Annotated in this window: 14 protein-coding genes; 13 read left to right on the forward strand and 1 reads right to left on the reverse strand. The window is 55.0% G+C overall.

The genetic code is table 11. The features are described 5' to 3' along the window. Positions 1-377, reverse strand: a 377-nt coding sequence (locus VI895_11535) for a protein kinase (protein HLG20431.1), incomplete at its 3' end; no start/stop codon positions are given. Between the two features lie 116 nt (positions 378-493). On the opposite strand from VI895_11535, the gene VI895_11540 reads away from it, so the two are divergent. The 13 genes from VI895_11540 to VI895_11600 all read left to right on the forward strand — a co-directional run bounded on the left by VI895_11540 (position 494) and on the right by VI895_11600 (position 16,621). Continuing rightward, positions 494-2,254: a tetratricopeptide repeat protein gene (locus tag VI895_11540; GenBank protein HLG20432.1), complete on the forward strand. Its 1,761-nt coding sequence runs from the start codon at positions 494-496 to the stop codon at positions 2,252-2,254. Continuing rightward, complete coding sequence (locus tag VI895_11545; GenBank protein ID HLG20433.1) at positions 2,251-3,210, forward strand: bifunctional riboflavin kinase/FAD synthetase; 960 nt, start codon at positions 2,251-2,253, stop codon at positions 3,208-3,210. The genes VI895_11540 and VI895_11545 overlap by 4 nt, the downstream gene beginning before the upstream one ends. Before the next feature lie 183 nt (positions 3,211-3,393). Further along, entirely contained in the window at positions 3,394-5,091 is a 1,698-nt protein-coding gene (gene pilB, locus VI895_11550; GenBank protein HLG20434.1) for a type IV-A pilus assembly ATPase PilB, read from the forward strand. Positions 5,092-5,154: 63 nt separating this feature from the next. Next, on the forward strand, positions 5,155-6,276 hold the full coding sequence (locus tag VI895_11555) for a type IV pilus twitching motility protein PilT (GenBank protein HLG20435.1): 1,122 nt from the start codon (positions 5,155-5,157) through the stop codon (positions 6,274-6,276). A 3-nt stretch (positions 6,277-6,279) separates the two neighbouring features. Continuing rightward, entirely contained in the window at positions 6,280-7,497 is a 1,218-nt protein-coding gene (locus VI895_11560) for a type II secretion system F family protein (GenBank protein ID HLG20436.1), read from the forward strand. A gap of 71 nt (positions 7,498-7,568) precedes the next feature. After that, complete coding sequence (locus VI895_11565) at positions 7,569-9,269, forward strand: ATP-binding protein (protein ID HLG20437.1); 1,701 nt, start codon at positions 7,569-7,571, stop codon at positions 9,267-9,269. Positions 9,270-9,433: 164 nt separating this feature from the next. Then, entirely contained in the window at positions 9,434-10,825 is a 1,392-nt protein-coding gene (locus tag VI895_11570; protein HLG20438.1) for a sigma-54 dependent transcriptional regulator, read from the forward strand. 210 nt (positions 10,826-11,035) lie between these two features. Next, entirely contained in the window at positions 11,036-11,566 is a 531-nt protein-coding gene (locus VI895_11575; protein HLG20439.1) for a prepilin-type N-terminal cleavage/methylation domain-containing protein, read from the forward strand. Between the two features lie 99 nt (positions 11,567-11,665). Next, on the forward strand, positions 11,666-12,625 hold the full coding sequence (locus VI895_11580; protein HLG20440.1) for a hypothetical protein: 960 nt from the start codon (positions 11,666-11,668) through the stop codon (positions 12,623-12,625). Beyond that, positions 12,622-14,163 carry a DUF2723 domain-containing protein gene (locus VI895_11585; protein HLG20441.1) on the forward strand — a complete coding sequence of 514 codons (1,542 nt, stop codon included), beginning with the start codon at positions 12,622-12,624 and terminating at the stop codon, positions 14,161-14,163. Before VI895_11580 ends, VI895_11585 begins: the two co-directional genes overlap by 4 nt. 83 nt (positions 14,164-14,246) lie before the next feature. Continuing rightward, positions 14,247-15,182, forward strand: coding sequence for an ABC transporter ATP-binding protein (locus tag VI895_11590; protein ID HLG20442.1), 936 nt, complete (start codon positions 14,247-14,249; stop codon positions 15,180-15,182). A 3-nt stretch (positions 15,183-15,185) separates the two neighbouring features. Further along, positions 15,186-15,992 carry an ABC transporter permease gene (locus tag VI895_11595; protein HLG20443.1) on the forward strand — a complete coding sequence of 269 codons (807 nt, stop codon included), beginning with the start codon at positions 15,186-15,188 and terminating at the stop codon, positions 15,990-15,992. Then, positions 15,989-16,621: a hypothetical protein gene (locus VI895_11600; GenBank protein HLG20444.1), complete on the forward strand. Its 633-nt coding sequence runs from the start codon at positions 15,989-15,991 to the stop codon at positions 16,619-16,621. The genes VI895_11595 and VI895_11600 overlap by 4 nt, the downstream gene beginning before the upstream one ends. Positions 16,622-16,667 lie beyond the last annotated feature (46 nt).

Genomic DNA, 16,667 nt, shown 5'->3' on the forward strand with positions numbered 1-16,667 from the left:
AGCATTTCGATTCCGACGAACAGGGCCTGGGGAATGCCGAGTCGAAGCTCTTTTTGATGGCATTTTTTGAGGATGGCCCGAAGATCCTTTCCATCGATGTATTCCATCGCGATAAAATAGTTGTCGCCGATCTTGCCCAAATCGGTGACCTGGCAAATGTTGGCATGCGTGAGACCGACCGAAATTTTCGCCTCGTCGATGAACATCTCGACGAACTCGTCGTCTTTGGAAAGGTGGGGCAGAATACGTTTGATGACGAGCAGCCGTTCGAACCCGCGGACGCCGAAAGTTTTGGCCTTGAATACTTCGGCCATTCCGCCGACGGCGATTCGGTCGAGGAGAAAGTACTTTCCGTAAACGGTGGTTTTAAAGCTCACGGGTCCGAGGTCGGGTTGCAGGGTTGAACGGTCAAAAACGAGCTAACTTGTTTAAAATCATAAATAATTTGTCCCAGCGAGTCAACGCAACGACACGGGTTCAATGGGCCGTTGCCGTGGCTTGCCTCGGAGTATGGGGGATCACACTCTCTTTTCAATTTGTATGGGATGACTTTCCCACGGTAGCGGAGAACGCGTCCGTACATCTTTGGGCGACACTCGGCTCGGCTTTTACGCATGACTTTTGGGCGCTTCATGATGTTCCGCAAGCGAGCGGATACTGGCGGCCTCTCCCCACACTCCTTTACGTCCTCGCGGCTCACGTCGGAGTTTCTCCCTTCTGGTTTCACCTTCTGAACCTCTCTTTCCATGTTGGCGTGTGTTTGTGGGTTGTGCGTCTATTGAACCGTGCCACTCTTCACGGAGCCCCGTTGGTTTTCGCGGCCCTTTTCTTTGCCCTGCATCCTCTGCATGCGGAAACCGTCGGTTTTATCTCCGCTCTTCCCGATTTGTCGGCGGCCTTCTTCGGTCTCGCGGGGATGGATGTTCTTTTCTCCAAGAAAAAACCCGGTTGGGCTCGGATCGCGCTCGGAGCTCTTCTCTTGACGCTGGCCTTACTTTCCAAAGAATCGGCCGTTGTTTTTCTTATCCTGTCGATCGGTTGGGCAGGGTGGCTCGGTCGAAAAGGGAAACCCTTTTCGTCGCTAAAAATATTTGCCGCATGCGGTTTGTTCGGAATCATTTTGTATCTTTGGCTTCACTGGAAAGTCACCGGCGGGATCGGAGTTCGATCGCTTTGGGGAGGTCGATGGGACACTCATTTGGGCACGGTTCTTCGTCTTTTGCCCTATTCCTTTTTATTAACCTGGATCCCTTTCGGGCAGACACCGACGCGGCCGTTTGGGATTTCAACCGGAGTTTCCGATTGGGCGGCATGGGCCTCCTTAGCGGCCATCTTTATGCTCGCTATTTTTCTCGGACGAACGAAAAAACCGGAAACGGACCGACTTCGAATCGGTTTTGCCACGTTTTTTTTCTTTTGGCTGCCGGTGTCGAACCTATTGCCGGCCGAAGGTTTGATCGCCGAACGATATCTATACTTACCGGTTTTCGGAACCGCATTACTGGCAGGAACGCTTTTTGAGCAACTTCAAAGTCGATCCATTCGTATCCGGACGATATCCGAGGCGCTTCCGATCCTCTGGATGGTGATTTGGGCGATTCTGGCGGTAAGGAGTGTCATGCCCTGGAAGAATCAAGAGTCGCTCTGGCGACACGCGATCGCCGCTTCGCCCGGATCGAGCGTGGCGTGGAACGAGTGGGGGCGCGTGAATCTGGAAGCCGAGAAACTTGACGTTGCGAAGTCCGCCTTCGCGAAGGCGCTGGAACTTCAGCCGGGTCACATGGAAGCGCGCCTGAATTTTTCGATTGTGAATCTTCGGTTGGGGGACTTGGAAGAGGCGGATCGCGATGTGCGCGGACATCTGAAACTTCATCCGGACGATCCTCGGGGCTGGGATCTTATGGCGACCATCGCCCTCAAGCGCGCGGATATAGAAGGGGCGGTCGCCGCGGCGGACCGGGCGGCGGAGCTGGCCCCCGACAACTGGAAATATCGATTCAATCTGGCCGACGTGCTTCTTAAGCAAAAGGATTACGAATCGGCCATCGGCGAACTTGAGGCCGCGAGGGATTTGGCTCCCCATCGTCCCGAAATCTGGATGAATCTGGCGGCGGGTCAATTCTATTTAGGAGAATATAGAGAAGCGGTTCGGCTCTATCGATATGTCGTCGGGCATTGGCCGAAGTATCCGCAAGCGCAGGAGAATTTATCCGTGGCTCAAAAACTGCTGGATGTAGAAGAGGGCAAGCCGTGACGCGGTGGCAAAGTATCGACCCATTGGCTTCGAATCTCCCGGCGGCGGTCGTCAGCATCGGTAATTTTGATGGAGTACATTTGGGCCATCAGGCGATCTTGCGAAAACTCGTGGACGAGGCGCTCGGTCGCAAGCTGGATTCCGTGGCCGTGACGTTTAATCCCCATCCGTCCGTCATCTTGGGACGCTCGTCTCCCCCCTTGCTGACGACGCCGGAACTTCGGGGCGATTTCATCGAAATGTTGGGCGTGAACCACTTCGTGATTCAGCCGTTTGATTCCGGCCTGGCGAAGATCTGCGCGCGCGATTTTGTCGAATTCTTTCTCGTTCAAAAACTTCGCGCACGCTGCCTCGTTGTCGGTCCGAACGCCCACGTAGGGCGAGGACGGGAAGGGACCCCCGAGAAACTAAAGCAACTTGCGCAAGAGTTTGGATTCGATCTAAGAGTCGTTCCCTTCGTTCAGCTCGGTGGAGAAGAGGTCAGCAGCACGCGGATTCGTTCACTCATTTCAATCGGAGACGTGAATCAAGCGATTCCTCTTCTCGGCCGGCCCTTCCGAACGGCGGGCTCCGTCATTCGCGGCGCCGGGAGGGGGCGATCCCTTGGATTTCCGACGGCGAATTTGGGTCCCGTCTCCACGGTTCTTCCGAAAACGGGCGTTTATGCGACGGTGGTAACCGTGAATAGCCGCGGTTATGTGGCGGCGACGAATATCGGCCACCGTCCGACTTTCGGAGCGGATCAAGGCTCGATCGTGGAATCGCACCTTCTTTCTTTTTCCGGAGAAATGGAAGGCAAACCGATTTTGATCGATTGGATCGCCCGAATTCGGGACGAAAAAAAGTTCAGTTCGGCCAATGATCTCCAAAGACAGATCCGATCGGACCTTGAAGTGGTTGAAAAGACGGCGAAAAAAAAGAAGCTTTTATCCAGGGAACCAAAGTACACGCTATGACACGACTTGTTACTAAATACCCGTAATCTTGAGAATAATTATATTGACAAAAATTGTCATAGTTGTTAGCGTTTCAGATTGGCAGGGTGCTTCGATAGGGTCGAAGTACAGCTTTGCAAGTCTCCAGTCTCCACAAACCCCTTTGAGTCTTACCCCGTGTAAGCGACCCGAGGAGGAAGCGGGATGAACACACGCCTGGGCGAATTACTCGTCCGAGAAAACCTGATCTCAAGCCAGCAACTTCAAAAGGCGCAGGAAGAGCAGCGCAAGACCGGCGGCCGGCTGGGTTACAACCTCACCAAGCTGGGCTATATAAAGGAGAGCGATCTCACCAGCTTCCTCTCCAAACAGTACGGCGTTCCCTCGATCAATCTGACCGAATTCGAAATCGAGCAAGATGTGATCAACCTCGTGCCCAAGGATGTCGCGGATAAGCACCAGGTGATTCCCGTGAACAAATCGGGAGCCAATCTGATCGTCGCGATGGCCGATCCCTCGAACATTTACGCCATCGACGATTTGAAATTTCTCACCGGCTACAACATCGAAGTGGTGGTGGCTTCGGAAGTGGCGATCAAGGAGGCCATCGAGCGCTATTACGACGAGGGAGAGCGTTTCGACGACGTCCTTGCCGACTTCGACGATCAAGGGATCGAATACGTCGCCGATGACGAAGAGATGGACGTCGCCGACCTCTCCAAATCGGCCGAAGACGCTCCGGTCGTGAAGCTGTGCAACTTGGTTCTGATGGATGCCGTGAAAAAGGGGGCGTCCGATATTCACGTCGAGCCGTACGAAAAATATTTCAGAATTCGGTTCCGTATCGACGGCGTCTTGTACGAAGTCATGAAACCGCCTCTCAAGCTCAAAAACGCGATCGTTTCCCGTCTGAAAATCATGAGCCAGCTCGACATCGCCGAGCGACGGCTGCCCCAGGACGGCCGTATCAAACTCAAGATGGGCAAGGGAAAAGAGATGGATTACCGCGTCTCGGTTCTCCCGACTCTTTATGGAGAGAAGGTCGTCCTTCGTCTTCTCGACAAATCCAACCTGCAGCTCGACATGACGAAGCTCGGGTTCGAGGAAAAAGCCCTGGGAGATTTCAAATTTTCGATCCACAAGCCGTTCGGCATGGTGCTCGTCACGGGACCGACCGGTTCCGGAAAGACGACGACACTCTATTCGGCTCTTTCCGAATTGAACAAGATCTCGGAGAATATTTCGACGGCGGAAGACCCGGTCGAATTCAACCTCGCAGGCATCAACCAGGTTCAAATGCACGAAGACATCGGATTGAATTTCGCCGCCGCGCTGCGGTCCTTTCTTCGACAAGACCCCGATATCATCATGGTGGGTGAGATCCGAGACTTCGAAACGGCGGAAATCGCCGTGAAGGCCGCCCTCACGGGACACTTGGTGCTCTCCACGCTTCACACGAACGACGCTCCCTCCACGATCAACCGTTTGCTCAATATGGGCGTGGAGCCGTTTCTGGTGGCGTCTTCGGTCAACTGTATTGTCGCCCAGCGATTGGCCCGTAAGATTTGTCCAGAGTGCAGGGCGGAGATCAAGATCCCGGTCCAGACTCTAATTGACGCCGGGATGGCCCCGGACACGGCGAGCAAGGTCACGTTGTTTCACGGGAACGGGTGCGGGAATTGCAGCGATACCGGGTACAAAGGACGCGTGGCCATTTATGAATGCATGCCGATCGGCGAGGAGGCCAAAGAGTTCATTCTGAACGGCGCGTCAACGGCGGAAATCAAGCGAGAATCCATGCGGCTTGGAATGAAGTCGATGCGAAAATCGGCCCTGACCAAATTGGAAGAAGGGGTGACGACCCTCGAAGAAGTGTTGCGCGTCTCGGTCAGCGACAATTAGAATGGGGACACCCGGTTCATGCCTGTTACGAATGAAGGATGTTGACCTCCGTTAACGGCGAATATGGCGAACCTGCACCAACTGCTTAAGACGATGATCGAGAAGGGGGCGAGCGACCTTCACATCACAACGGGCACGCCGCCGCAGCTTCGGATTGACGGAAAGCTGACGCCTCTCAAAATGCCTCCGCTGACGCCGCCCGAGACGAAGCAGCTCTGTTATTCCATTTTGACGGATGCGCAGAAGCACAAGTTCGAAGAGTCGAACGAGCTCGACCTGTCGTTCGGCGTGAAGGGCCTCGCCCGATTTCGCGCCAACACCTACATGCAGCGGGGAGCGGTTACGGGCGCGTTTCGCGTCATTCCGTTCAAGATCTTTACGCTCAGCGAGTTGGGTCTCCCGCCGGTCGTCCAGGAGTTGACCCGGAAACCGAGGGGATTGGTTTTGGTGACCGGCCCGACGGGGTCCGGGAAATCAACGACGCTCGCGTCCATGATCGACGCCATCAATCAGGAGCGGCACGAACATATCATGACGATTGAAGATCCGATTGAATACCTGCACCCCCACAAGGGATGTATCGTCAATCAACGCGAGATCCATACCGACACCGAGTCGTTCAAGGTGGCGCTCAAATACGTTTTGCGACAGGACCCGGACGTCGTTCTGATCGGTGAGATGCGCGATTTGGAGACGATTGAGGCCGCATTAACCATTGCGGAAACGGGGCACTTGGCGTTTGCCACGTTGCATACCAATTCTTGCGTGCAAACGATCAACCGAATTGTGGATGTCTTTCCAGCACACCAGCAGCCGCAGGTGCGTGCACAGCTTTCGTTCGTTCTTGAGGGGGTTCTTTCGCAGACGCTGATTCCGCGGGCCAATGGCAAGGGGAGAGCGATGGCCGTGGAGATTCTAATTCCGAATCCCGCGATTCGAAACTTGGTCCGTGAGGACAAGATCCACCAAATCTATTCTCAGATGCAGGTGGGGCAGTCCAAATTCGGAATGCAGACGATGAATCAGGCGCTCTATGCATTGGTCGCCAAACGGATCATTTCCATGGAAGACGGCATCGCACGGTCGTCCGACCCGGACGATCTTCGGCAGCTCATTGCAAACGGCGGGACCGTTTCCCCTGGTGGGGCCGCGCAAGCGGCCCAACGGAGGGCCCAACAAGGGTAACCCATGGCGGTCTATAAGTGGGAAGGCATCACCCGCCAAGGGGTGGTGAAAAAAGGGGAGAGAGAGGCCCCGAACCAGGCGGCGGTCGTCACCTGGTTGCGACAGCAACAGGTGCGGCCGAAAGCCATTGTCGAAAAGAAAGGGAAAGCACAGATCGGCCTTCCGTCGTTCCTGTCCGGGGGAGTCAAGGAAAAGGATATCGTTATTTTCGCCCGGCAGTTCGCCACGATGATCGATGCCGGTCTTCCTTTGGTGCAGTGTCTGGAAATTTTGGCGTCGCAGCAAGAGTCCAAGAAGTTCAAAGCGGTGCTTTACGCGGTCAAGACGGAAGTTGAAGGCGGTTCGACATTTGCGGAAGCGCTTCGGAAACATCCCAAGGTTTTCGATGAACTATTCGTGAACTTGGTCGCGGCCGGCGAGGTGGGCGGTATTTTGGACACGATCTTCTTGCGCCTGGCGAACTACCTCGAAAAATCGATGAAATTGAAGAAGAAGGTCAAAGGAGCCATGGTCTACCCGACCAGCATTATGATCGTGGCGAGCATGGTGGTCACCGTGCTTTTGGTGTGGGTTATCCCCGTTTTCGAGAACATGTTTAGGGAATTCGGAAATGCGGAGCTGCCGGTTCCGACTCAAATCGTCATCAAGTTTTCCCGAAATTTTAAAACCCTTCTCATTCCGATCATCATCTTCGTTTCGGGGATCATTTTCGGAATCAAATACATGTATGGAACGAAAAAGGGGCGCCTCATTATCGATTCCACGATGCTTAAGGCTCCCGTATTCGGTCCCCTGCTTCGAAAAGTCGCCGTGGCTCGATTCACCCGGACGCTGAGTACAATGATTACAAGTGGTGTTCCGCTGCTCGACGCTCTCGACATTGTGGCCAAGGCAGCTGGCAACAAGGTGGTCGAAAACGCGATTCAAGATACACGGGCATCCATCAGCGAAGGTAAGACGATGGCCGAGCCTTTGGAGGAAAGCGGCGTGTTCCCTTCGATGGTTTGCCAGATGATCAGCGTCGGCGAAGCTACCGGTGCGATGGATGCGATGCTCAATAAAATTGCGGACTTTTACGATGACGAGGTGGACTCCGCTGTGGACGCCCTGACTGCATTGATGGAACCCGCGATGATGGTGTTTTTGGGCGTGATCATCGGCGGACTTGTGGTGGCCATGTACCTTCCGGTCTTCAAATTGGCCGGCACCGTCGGCGGCTAGTCCACGCGCCCGTTGCTGAGCAACCGGTTAGACAAGATTTTTTCCCGATTCCGGGCTAAGAAAGACGGCACGTGTCCCAAGATCTGCAACTTCCCGAACGCGAGGCCTTAAGACAACGGACCAAGTGGCTGATCGCCTGCCGGCTGGTGACCGCCGCGGTTCTCGTGGTCGGAACGCTTCTGTTCCGTCCGGGCGGCGAGGGGCGCCTCTTCGGACCTTCCTTTTGGGTGGTCTTCGGCCTCACGATCGGCCATCTCGGTGTCGCGGCGATATTCGCCTTCCTCCATCGAATCATCCATCTGGTTCATCTTGGCGTTTTCGCGTTTTCGCAAATTGTTTGGGACCTGCTGTTCACGACAGGGTTGGTTTACATCACGGGCGGGATCGAGAGCGAATTCAAATTCATGTACTGGCTGACGATCGTCAACGCCGCGATCTTGCTCTTTCGAAAGGGAGCATTCACTTCCGCGGGTCTCAGCAGCGTTCTCTATGGGACGCTCGTCGACCTCGAATATTTCTCCGCGATTCCCGTGACCTTCGTTGGGGTGGGGGGGCCGGAAGCCTGGATCGAGCGAAAGGTCATCGCTTCGATCGTTTTGAACACGATCGTATTTTTCGCGATCGCCTACGTTTCCAGTTACGTATCCCACCGCCTCCGCCAGGCCGAAAGCAAGTTAGTCGAGAAGAGTATGGAATTCGAGGATCTGGAGGCGTTGATGGGGCGAATCGTCGACAGCCTGACGAGCGGCCTGGTCACGCTCGATCCTGCGGGACGAATCAGTTTCTGGAGCCGTGCCGCGGAGCTGATAACACAGCGATCCGCGGATCATGTCCGGGGAAAAGAGATTTCGGATATTTTCCCCGACCTAAAAAGCCATTTTGAGCTGTCATCGGACACAGCTTCCGATTCGACTCGGCCCTGGAGGTCCGAGATGAGATTTCGTCGGCCGGACGGAACCGAGAAAATTCTCGGTTTTTCCACGTCTCCGCTCCGGGCGGATGAAGGTGTCCGTCGCGGGACGTTGATCCTCTTTCAAGACGTGACGAATCAGCGCCATATGGAGGACCGGATCAAACGGGCCGACCGCCTGGCAGCTGTCGGAGAGCTTGCGGCGCGTATCGCCCATGAGATACGGAATCCGCTCACGTCGGTGTCCGGCGCGGTGGAAGTCCTTCGCAACAATTTGCGGCTGACGCCCGATGAACGAAGATTGATGGGAATCGCCGTGCGGGAGACCGACCGCCTCAATTCGCTCTTGACCGATTTCTTGCTTTTCGCTCGGCCTTCCGCGCCGCGTGTGGAAGAAGTCCCCATTCATCGTCTGCTTCAGGAAACGGCGGATCTTTTCTCCAAGAGCCAGGGGGATGGCCGGATACGCTTCGCCTTGGATCTCGATCCGACGATGTCGGTTCAGGGTGACCCAAAACAGTTGTCTCAGATGGTGTGGAATCTGATGAAGAATGCTTCCGAGGCGATGACCCTGGGTGGTCAGCTGACCCTGACCCTGCGCCGAGGAAATGAGGCGGAGACGGTCATGATCGAAGTTCGGGATGAGGGCGGGGGTATCGCTCCGGAACTTCTGGATCAGATTTTCCACCCGTTCTTTACGACCAAGACGAAAGGGACCGGGCTCGGACTGGCCATTGTGCGCCGGATTGCGCAAGAACATGGCGGAGAAATCGATGTCGACAGCAAAGTGGGAGAAGGGACCGTATTTCGCGTTACGCTTCCGGCTTTGGCCGCGCCGAAACTCGCTGCGGGCGGAGCCTAAGTGCCTCGATCCATAAATACGATGGCATTCGGTCGTCGCTGCATCCGCTTTTTCGGCACCCGTCTCCTTCGCCGTACTTCCCGGTACGCCTCAGTCGCCGGGCACCGAAAACACGGCGCATCGACAACCTCGGTGTCTCATCGTATTTATGGACCGAGGCACTAATGGCCAGGCTACTCATCGTCGATGACGAACCCTCGATTCTGGAATTTTTCGAGATTCTTTTGAAGAGCGAGGGATATGAAGTGGAAACGGTGTCCAGCGGCAGGGAAGCAATCGCCCGCCTCGACCAGCAATTATACGACCTGGTGATCACCGATCTCTCCATGCCCGAAGTGGATGGCATGGCGGTCCTGGACCGCGTCAAAGAGGTTTCAGCGGACACGCTCGTTCTGATGATTACCGCGTTCGCAACGGCCGAGTCCGCGGTCGAAGCGATGAAACGGGGCGCGTATGACTATCTTATGAAGCCGTTCAAAGTGGATGAGATCCGATTGGTGCTCCGAAACGCTTTGGAGAAATCGGCGCTGCGCCGGGAGAATCAGGCGCTCAGACGGGAAGTGAACCGCAAGAAGGGTTTTTCCCATTTGATCGGTGAAAGCCAAAAAATGCAGCGACTCTTTGATCTGATCGAGCGAGTGGCCGCCGGCCGGTCCAGCGTTTTAATCGTCGGCGAGAGCGGAACGGGAAAGGAATTGGTGGCCAAGGCCATCCACGAGAACTCGTCCCGAGAGGGAAAACCGTTCGTGTCGGTGAACTGCGCCGCAATTCCCGAAACTCTGATCGAGAGCGAGCTCTTCGGTTATGTTCGGGGGGCATTCACGGGGGCAACGTCCAACAAGCGGGGCCTTTTTGAAGCGGCTCATGAAGGAACGTTTTTCTTGGACGAGATCGCCGAACTCCCCTCCCAAGTCCAGGTCAAATTGCTGCGCGTATTGCAGGAACGGGCTGTGCTTCGTTTGGGCAGCACCAGCGCGACGCCCGTGGACGTTCGAATTCTGTCTGCAACGAATCGGGACTTGGACGACGCCGTTCGCACGGGGGATTTTCGAGAAGATCTCTTCTATCGTCTCAACGTCATTCAGATCCGAATCCCGCCCCTTCGAGAACGAAAAGAAGATATCCCCGTCTTGGCCCGACATTTTTTGGAGAAGTATTCAAAGGATCGTGACCACAGAATCAAACGAATATCCGATTCCGCTATGGACCGGCTTATGGCGTACGACTATCCCGGCAACGTCCGGGAATTAGAGAATGTGATTGAACAGTGCATGGCTTTAGAGATTGGGGAGGAAATTCGGCTTGAGTCGCTTCCTGAAAAAGTGAGGACGGCCCAGGGAACCGTTCCTTCCGTGCCTTCTTCCGGATTTCCGACCGGTGGACTCCACTTGGAGGATGAGGTTATGTCTTATGAACGTGCCCTGCTGGTGGATGCGCTTCGGGTCGCCGGGGGCGTGAAAAAACGTGCGGCCGAGCTCCTCAACATCAGCTTTCGGTCGTTCCGATACCGACTTCTAAAGCATGGGCTCGACACCGGAGAGGACGAGACCGAGTGACAAATTTTGTCACTAAGCGGGAGGGACCCCCGCTTTTGGGTACAAAAATTTGTCACCTGGAAAGATACGTGAAACACATCCATTTGTAACTACCCGTAATTTAAGCCTAAATCTAATTTATTTTAGAAGTGCCAGTGGCCCATATCTTGCTCTCTCACCAGCGAGTTTTTTTCGTGGATTAGGTCTCTAGAACGAACAACGGGAGGAAAAATGTTAAAAGCTTGGATTCAAAAACGAAACAAAAGAGGCTTCACTCTAATCGAGCTGATGATCGTCGTGGCGATTATCGGAATTTTGGCCGCCGTGGCCATTCCGGCCTTCTTGAAATACATAAAGAAATCGAAAACCTCGGAAGCGAGAACGAACATTCGTAAGGTTTACGACGGCGAAATCGCGTATTTCGACGAAGAGCATGTTTCGCGAAGCGGTTCCATCATTACCAAACAATTCGTGAGTGCTCCAGCGCAGCCGGCCACTCCTCCGGGAATCGATAAATCGGTGGCGAACTGGGAAGGTAGCTCTTGGAAGGCCCTCAAGTTCGGTTCCGATTCGCCTGTTCTTTACAGCTATTCCGCGGACACGGCCGGTTCGGGAACAACGTCGTCGTTTACGGCGAGGGCAGAAGGCGATATTGATGGTGACGGAACCAGCTCGCTGTTCGAGCGCGTAGCCTCAGTGAACGCGGCAACCGGTGAAGTCGAAGGCGGCGCCGGTCTCTACACGCAGGACGACATCGAGTAGAAAGCGCTCGTCAAAGTTCTAGAGAAGGAAGGCGGGTTGGGATTTCCCAGCCCGCCTTTGCTTTTCTGAGGATCAAACAACCTGCTAGTCTAATAGTCCGTGAAGCCATCTCTCTTTTCCAATTCGGCACGAGCGTTCACGGTCGGGCTTCTCCTTTTGACCGCTCTGGGAGGAACCTGTTTTTCTCACAAAGTTCTCTCCGCGTTCGAAGGTGAGTCCGAAAAGGTCCGGGACGTCTTTTATTTGGCCAAAGCGTCGCACATTCGCCCATTCCTACTGGGCCAAGAAGCGGTGGTTGCGGATCTGATCTGGATTCGCACGCTTGGATATTTCGCCGATGAACTCAAACGCGGAAGGGGATTTATATACCTGGATGGCTTGATCGATCTTGCGACCGATTTGGATCCTCGTTTCGAGAAGCTCTACATCTGGGCGGGAGCTGTTTTCATGTACCGCGGCGGCGCTATCACACGAGAGAGAATTCTTGCGAGCACGCGGATCCTCGAAAAGGGTTGGAAGGTCATTCAGAACGATCCGGTCGGGTGGAGGCACGATCCTCGGTACTGGATGATTCCTCAGATGATCGGGTTTAACTATGCCGTGGAGCTGCACGATCGCAAACGTGGAGCGCCGTTTATCGCCGCCACGGCGCGAATACCGGGAAGTCCGGAATTATACAAAACGTACGCGGCGACGCTCTATCGTCGCGCCGGAGAGATGGAGGAGGGGGTGCGCCTCCTCGAAGACATGCTCGCCGTCGAAACACTGGAATCCCAACTTCGCAGCGTGGACGAGAGTTCCCTTAAGGATCAGATCCGGGACCGCCTCGCCGCGTATTACCGGAAGCTTTATGGGGAGCGGGAGGGAAAGGCCCGCCTGGAAATGTTGGAAAAGACGCTGTCCGATTTGATTTCCGCCTGGCGGAACGAATTCCCTTTCCTCGACTTTGATCTTTATCTGTTGTTACGGGATGAAACCGGAGAGTGGGACCGGGAGGTTCTTTTACGGGATTGGGGGGCGAACTTTCCGCTCCTTTCGATGGCCGAAGATTCTTCATGATCTGGATCCTTCTGGGAATGGCCTGGCTGGCCGGGGCCGCCCCCTCCGTTCATTGGCTCGACACTTCCGAACTCTCGCTTGCGGGAATCAGTTTGGGGGTGAGTCATCCGCCGGGACAGCCGCCCGATTCCATGCTGGGGAATCTGTTTTCATGGCTTCCGTTTGGGGACGCGGCCTTTCGCACGACGCTGATGTCGATTGCGTCCGGGGTCGTGGCGATTCGGGCCGTTTCGGTGTGGCTGAAGCGAAGCGGCTTGTTACAAAATACAGGTTCGGCCGAACGACGAACGCTCTTCTTAATTCTTGGCTCGGTGGGCCTTTCATTCGTGGTGTCGATTCAAATGATTCGCACGGAAGTCTACGCCCTGACATCGGCGCTCGTTTGGAGCGCGATGGCTTTTGCGGCCCGGCCCGATCGAAAGTCTCTTTTCATGGCATGGCTGTTATGGGGATTTGCACTGGCCACCCATCCCGTCGTAGCCGCGTTTGCTTTGCCGTTTTTGATTCAACGGAGGGTTCGAGCGGAACCGATTCTGGCGCTCGTGGGTTTATCCACTCTTGGTTACGTGGCCTTGCGTTCGGCGGCTCATGCGCCTTGGGATTTTGGTTTTCCGAACTCCTTCGAAGCGCTGAACTGGTTCCTTCGCGGGCAACTTTACAAAGCATACGATCATTCAACGCTGGTTGATACTACGGCGAATACCGTGACGATTCTCACACTGATCGGTGACAGTCTGGGTTGGATCGTTTTTCCGTTGGCTCTTCTCGGGTTTGCGCATGCCGCGCGTACTCGCCTCGTTCTGGCGTTCCGCATGGCTTTGGCCGCGGGCATAGGCCTCTTTCCGTTGGCGACGATGACGGTCTTTTGGCCCACGAATCCCGATGCTCTTGGATACTTGAATCCTCTGGCTTGGATGCTGGGTGCCCTGGCGGTCGTGGGGAGCACGATTTTAATCCGACGGCTCGAGGCGAAAAAGCTTGGTTTCTTGATGAGTGCCGGACTGGTGATCTGGTTGATCTTCCAGGCTTTGAATTATTGGCGTCACGATACACTTCGCCACGACTGGAGCGCTCATCGTCATTTCGTTCATTTGATGGAGGAGCCGGCGCCGGCCGCTCGCGTGGAACTCGCGAGTTTTCAAACGTTCAGCTTGATGCGTTATGCGCAGATTGTGGAGGGGCGTCGCCCGGACCTCAAGCTTCACTATCGGGGGCTGGAGGAGCGAGAGGCCAGAAATGCGGCCGTTGCGCCGGACAACTTCGTGCCGAACGAAAATACCTATTGGGAATTGGCGATTCAAAGAAGCGCCGATAACCGCTACGCGTTACGCAACGAGGACAAGCTGCTTCTGCCGAAATTGCGGGCGGGCGAATGGTTCTGTCGGATCGGTTCGGCGGTCTCTTCGGATGCGCGCCGTTCCTCGTTCGTTCGTACGCGGAAGATACAGCAGGACATTCCAGCCGGACTCATTTATCCTGATGAACCGCTGATCTTGAATTATTTGGTGAAAATTCTGTTGGCGCGCGCCCAGGGGTAAAGGCGTTTGGCCGACGAGTTAATGGGGGACGCACGGCTCCTGTTCCCGGAATTTCAGGACTATTCCCTGCTCGAGACCTACGAATGAATGAAACGATTGTCGAATTTGAGAAAGTTACGAAGGACTTTACGGGCGACTTTTGGAAGAAGAAGGTTCGGGGCCTGGATGACGTGACATTTTCCGTTCATGACGGGGACGTGTTCGGCCTCATCGGTCCGAACGGCGCCGGGAAAACGACGGCGATCAAGATTCTCATGGGGCTGCTCAAGCCGACCCGGGGTTCCGTCCGGGTTCTCGGTCTACCGGTCACGGATATTCAGACCAAGCGCTATCTCGGGTACCTTCCGGAGAACGCCTATTACTACGATTATCTTCGGACCGAAGAACTGCTTGATTTTTACGGTCGGCTGTTCGGCCTTCGCCGATCGAAACGGCACGATCGAATCGACGAACTTTTGGAGGCGGTGGGTTTGTCCGATAAAAAGGGAGTCCATCTTCGCCATTATTCCAAGGGAATGTTGCAGAGAATCGGGATTGCGCAAGCCCTGATGAACGATCCGAAGCTCGTCATTCTGGATGAACCGATGTCCGGTCTGGATCCGATCGGGAGAAAGGATATGCGGGACGTCATTCTCCGGCTCGCGCAGAAAGGAAAGACGGTCCTTTTTTCATCCCACATTCTGACGGATGTAGAGGCAATTTGCGAACGAGTCGGGATCTTGATTCGAGGCAAGTTGACCGCTTGCGGGAGTATCTCGGAATTGGTTCGGTCGCGCATCAAAAGCATCGAAGTCATATTCCGGCGCGGGACAAAGGATCCCACGGACTCGGTTCCATCGAAATGGGTGGGGCAGGTTACAATGCGGAAGAGCGGCGATCAGATGGTGATGTCGGCCCTTCGTCCGGATATTTTGAACGAACTGATCGATTGGGGGCGGGGCCGGCAATGGATGCTTCTTTCGGTCGTTCCCCAGAAAGAGACGCTCGAGGACATTTTCATGAAGGAAGCAGGGGAATAGGCCGTGCCCCGGCGCATCTGGGCGATCGCTCTCAATACTTACCGGGAAGCGCTCCGTCAAAAGGTTCTCTACACGCTGGTTTTTTTCTGCGTCGTACTCATTCTCCTGTCTCGCCTTCTGGGGCAGCTCTCGCTCGGCGCGGATGCCAAGATTGTCAAAGATACCGGACTGGCCGCCATTTTGCTGTTCGGCTCGCTGATTTCGATCTTCGTGGGGGTCGGCCTTGTTTTTAAGGAGATCGAACGTCGTACGATTTACACGATTCTGTCGAAGCCGGTCTCCCGCGCTGAATTGATTCTCGGAAAATTCGTCGGCCTGACCTTTACATTGGCACTCGAGGTGGCCGTGATGACATTGGTTCTCTTCGTCATGTTGATGTTTTACCGGGAGCCGCTCGATTTCGGACTGCTTAAGGCGATTGTGCTGATTTACGCGGAGCTTTGTGTATTGACGGCCATCGCCCTCCTTTTTTCCTCGTATAGTTCGTCTTTCATGAGCGTTCTGTTTTGTCTTTCCTTCTGGATCGTCGGCCATCTGACCGACGATCTTCTGCAGGTTTCGCAGTCAAAGCTGCAGGGTTTTCTGAACGAGACCGCCGGCTTTGATCGACTTGGAGCCTATCTGTTCGCGGCGGTCGTCCGCCTGATGTCGCTTTATAATCTGGATCATTTTGCGATCAGCGCCGAGATCGTACACGGCGTACCGATCTCGTGGGCCTGGGTGGTCAATGCGCTTTTTTATGCCGTCTGCTACGTGATTCTTTTGCTCTCAGGAGCGATTGTTTTGTTCCGGAGGAAGGATCTACAGTGAACCGCTGGAAACGGATTCTCGCATCCATTTTTTTAGTCGCCGGGGTTCTGTGGGGCCGGGCCGTTCACGATTCTCGATCGGAGCTGCGAACCGGTGACGAGGCGTATTCCAAGGGTGGGGTCGAAGAAGCCATCGTTCATTGGGATCGGTGCGCGCATTGGTACGCTCCGGGAAATCCTTTCGTCGGGAGGGCGCTGGATCGACTTTGGAACGCGGGCCAATCGGCGGAGAAATCGAATCCGAAAATGGCGTTGTTGGCTTACGATGCGATTCGCGGCTCCATTTACGCCATCCGCCACATTTACTGGCCGTATAGGGAGCGTCTTTCCCGCGCCGACGATCGGATTGCCGAACTCCGAGCCGAAGAACAGGTTCGACAGGGAAAAGGGGTCGGGTTTTCCCGGGCTTTGGAACAGCACCGGAAGGCTCTCCAGACGGATGAGCGGCCCAAAACACTCTGGGTGCTTGTCGCGCAGGTCGGATTTTGGGGATGGATTTTTGCGGTCGTCGGGTTGATCTTTCGCGGATTTGATTCGGAAGGGCGGATGCAATTACGCCATTCGATTTCCTGGATCGGCGGAATCGTCCTTTTTTTCGCGGCCTGGGTGACCGGACTTCTGAATGCGTAACCGCGCCGCTTTTTGTTTATCGTTCACGTCGTTGTTCCTTTCGGGT

It is taken from the genome of Bdellovibrionota bacterium (assembly GCA_035292885.1).
GTDB lineage: Bacteria > Bdellovibrionota_G > JALEGL01 > JALEGL01 > DATDPG01 > DATDPG01.

What these genes read in the sequence shown, in the direction of transcription:
- pilB (HLG20434.1), top strand. Translation starts at nt 3,394, where the DNA reads ATGAACACACGCCTGGGCGAATTACTCGTCCGAGAAAACCTGATCTCA.
- VI895_11555 (HLG20435.1), top strand. Translation starts at nt 5,155, where the DNA reads ATGGCGAACCTGCACCAACTGCTTAAGACGATGATCGAGAAGGGGGCG.
- VI895_11560 (HLG20436.1), top strand. Translation starts at nt 6,280, where the DNA reads ATGGCGGTCTATAAGTGGGAAGGCATCACCCGCCAAGGGGTGGTGAAA.
- VI895_11570 (HLG20438.1), top strand. Translation starts at nt 9,434, where the DNA reads ATGGCCAGGCTACTCATCGTCGATGACGAACCCTCGATTCTGGAATTT.
- VI895_11575 (HLG20439.1), top strand. Translation starts at nt 11,036, where the DNA reads ATGTTAAAAGCTTGGATTCAAAAACGAAACAAAAGAGGCTTCACTCTA.
- VI895_11585 (HLG20441.1), top strand. Translation starts at nt 12,622, where the DNA reads ATGATCTGGATCCTTCTGGGAATGGCCTGGCTGGCCGGGGCCGCCCCC.
- VI895_11590 (HLG20442.1), top strand. Translation starts at nt 14,247, where the DNA reads ATGAATGAAACGATTGTCGAATTTGAGAAAGTTACGAAGGACTTTACG.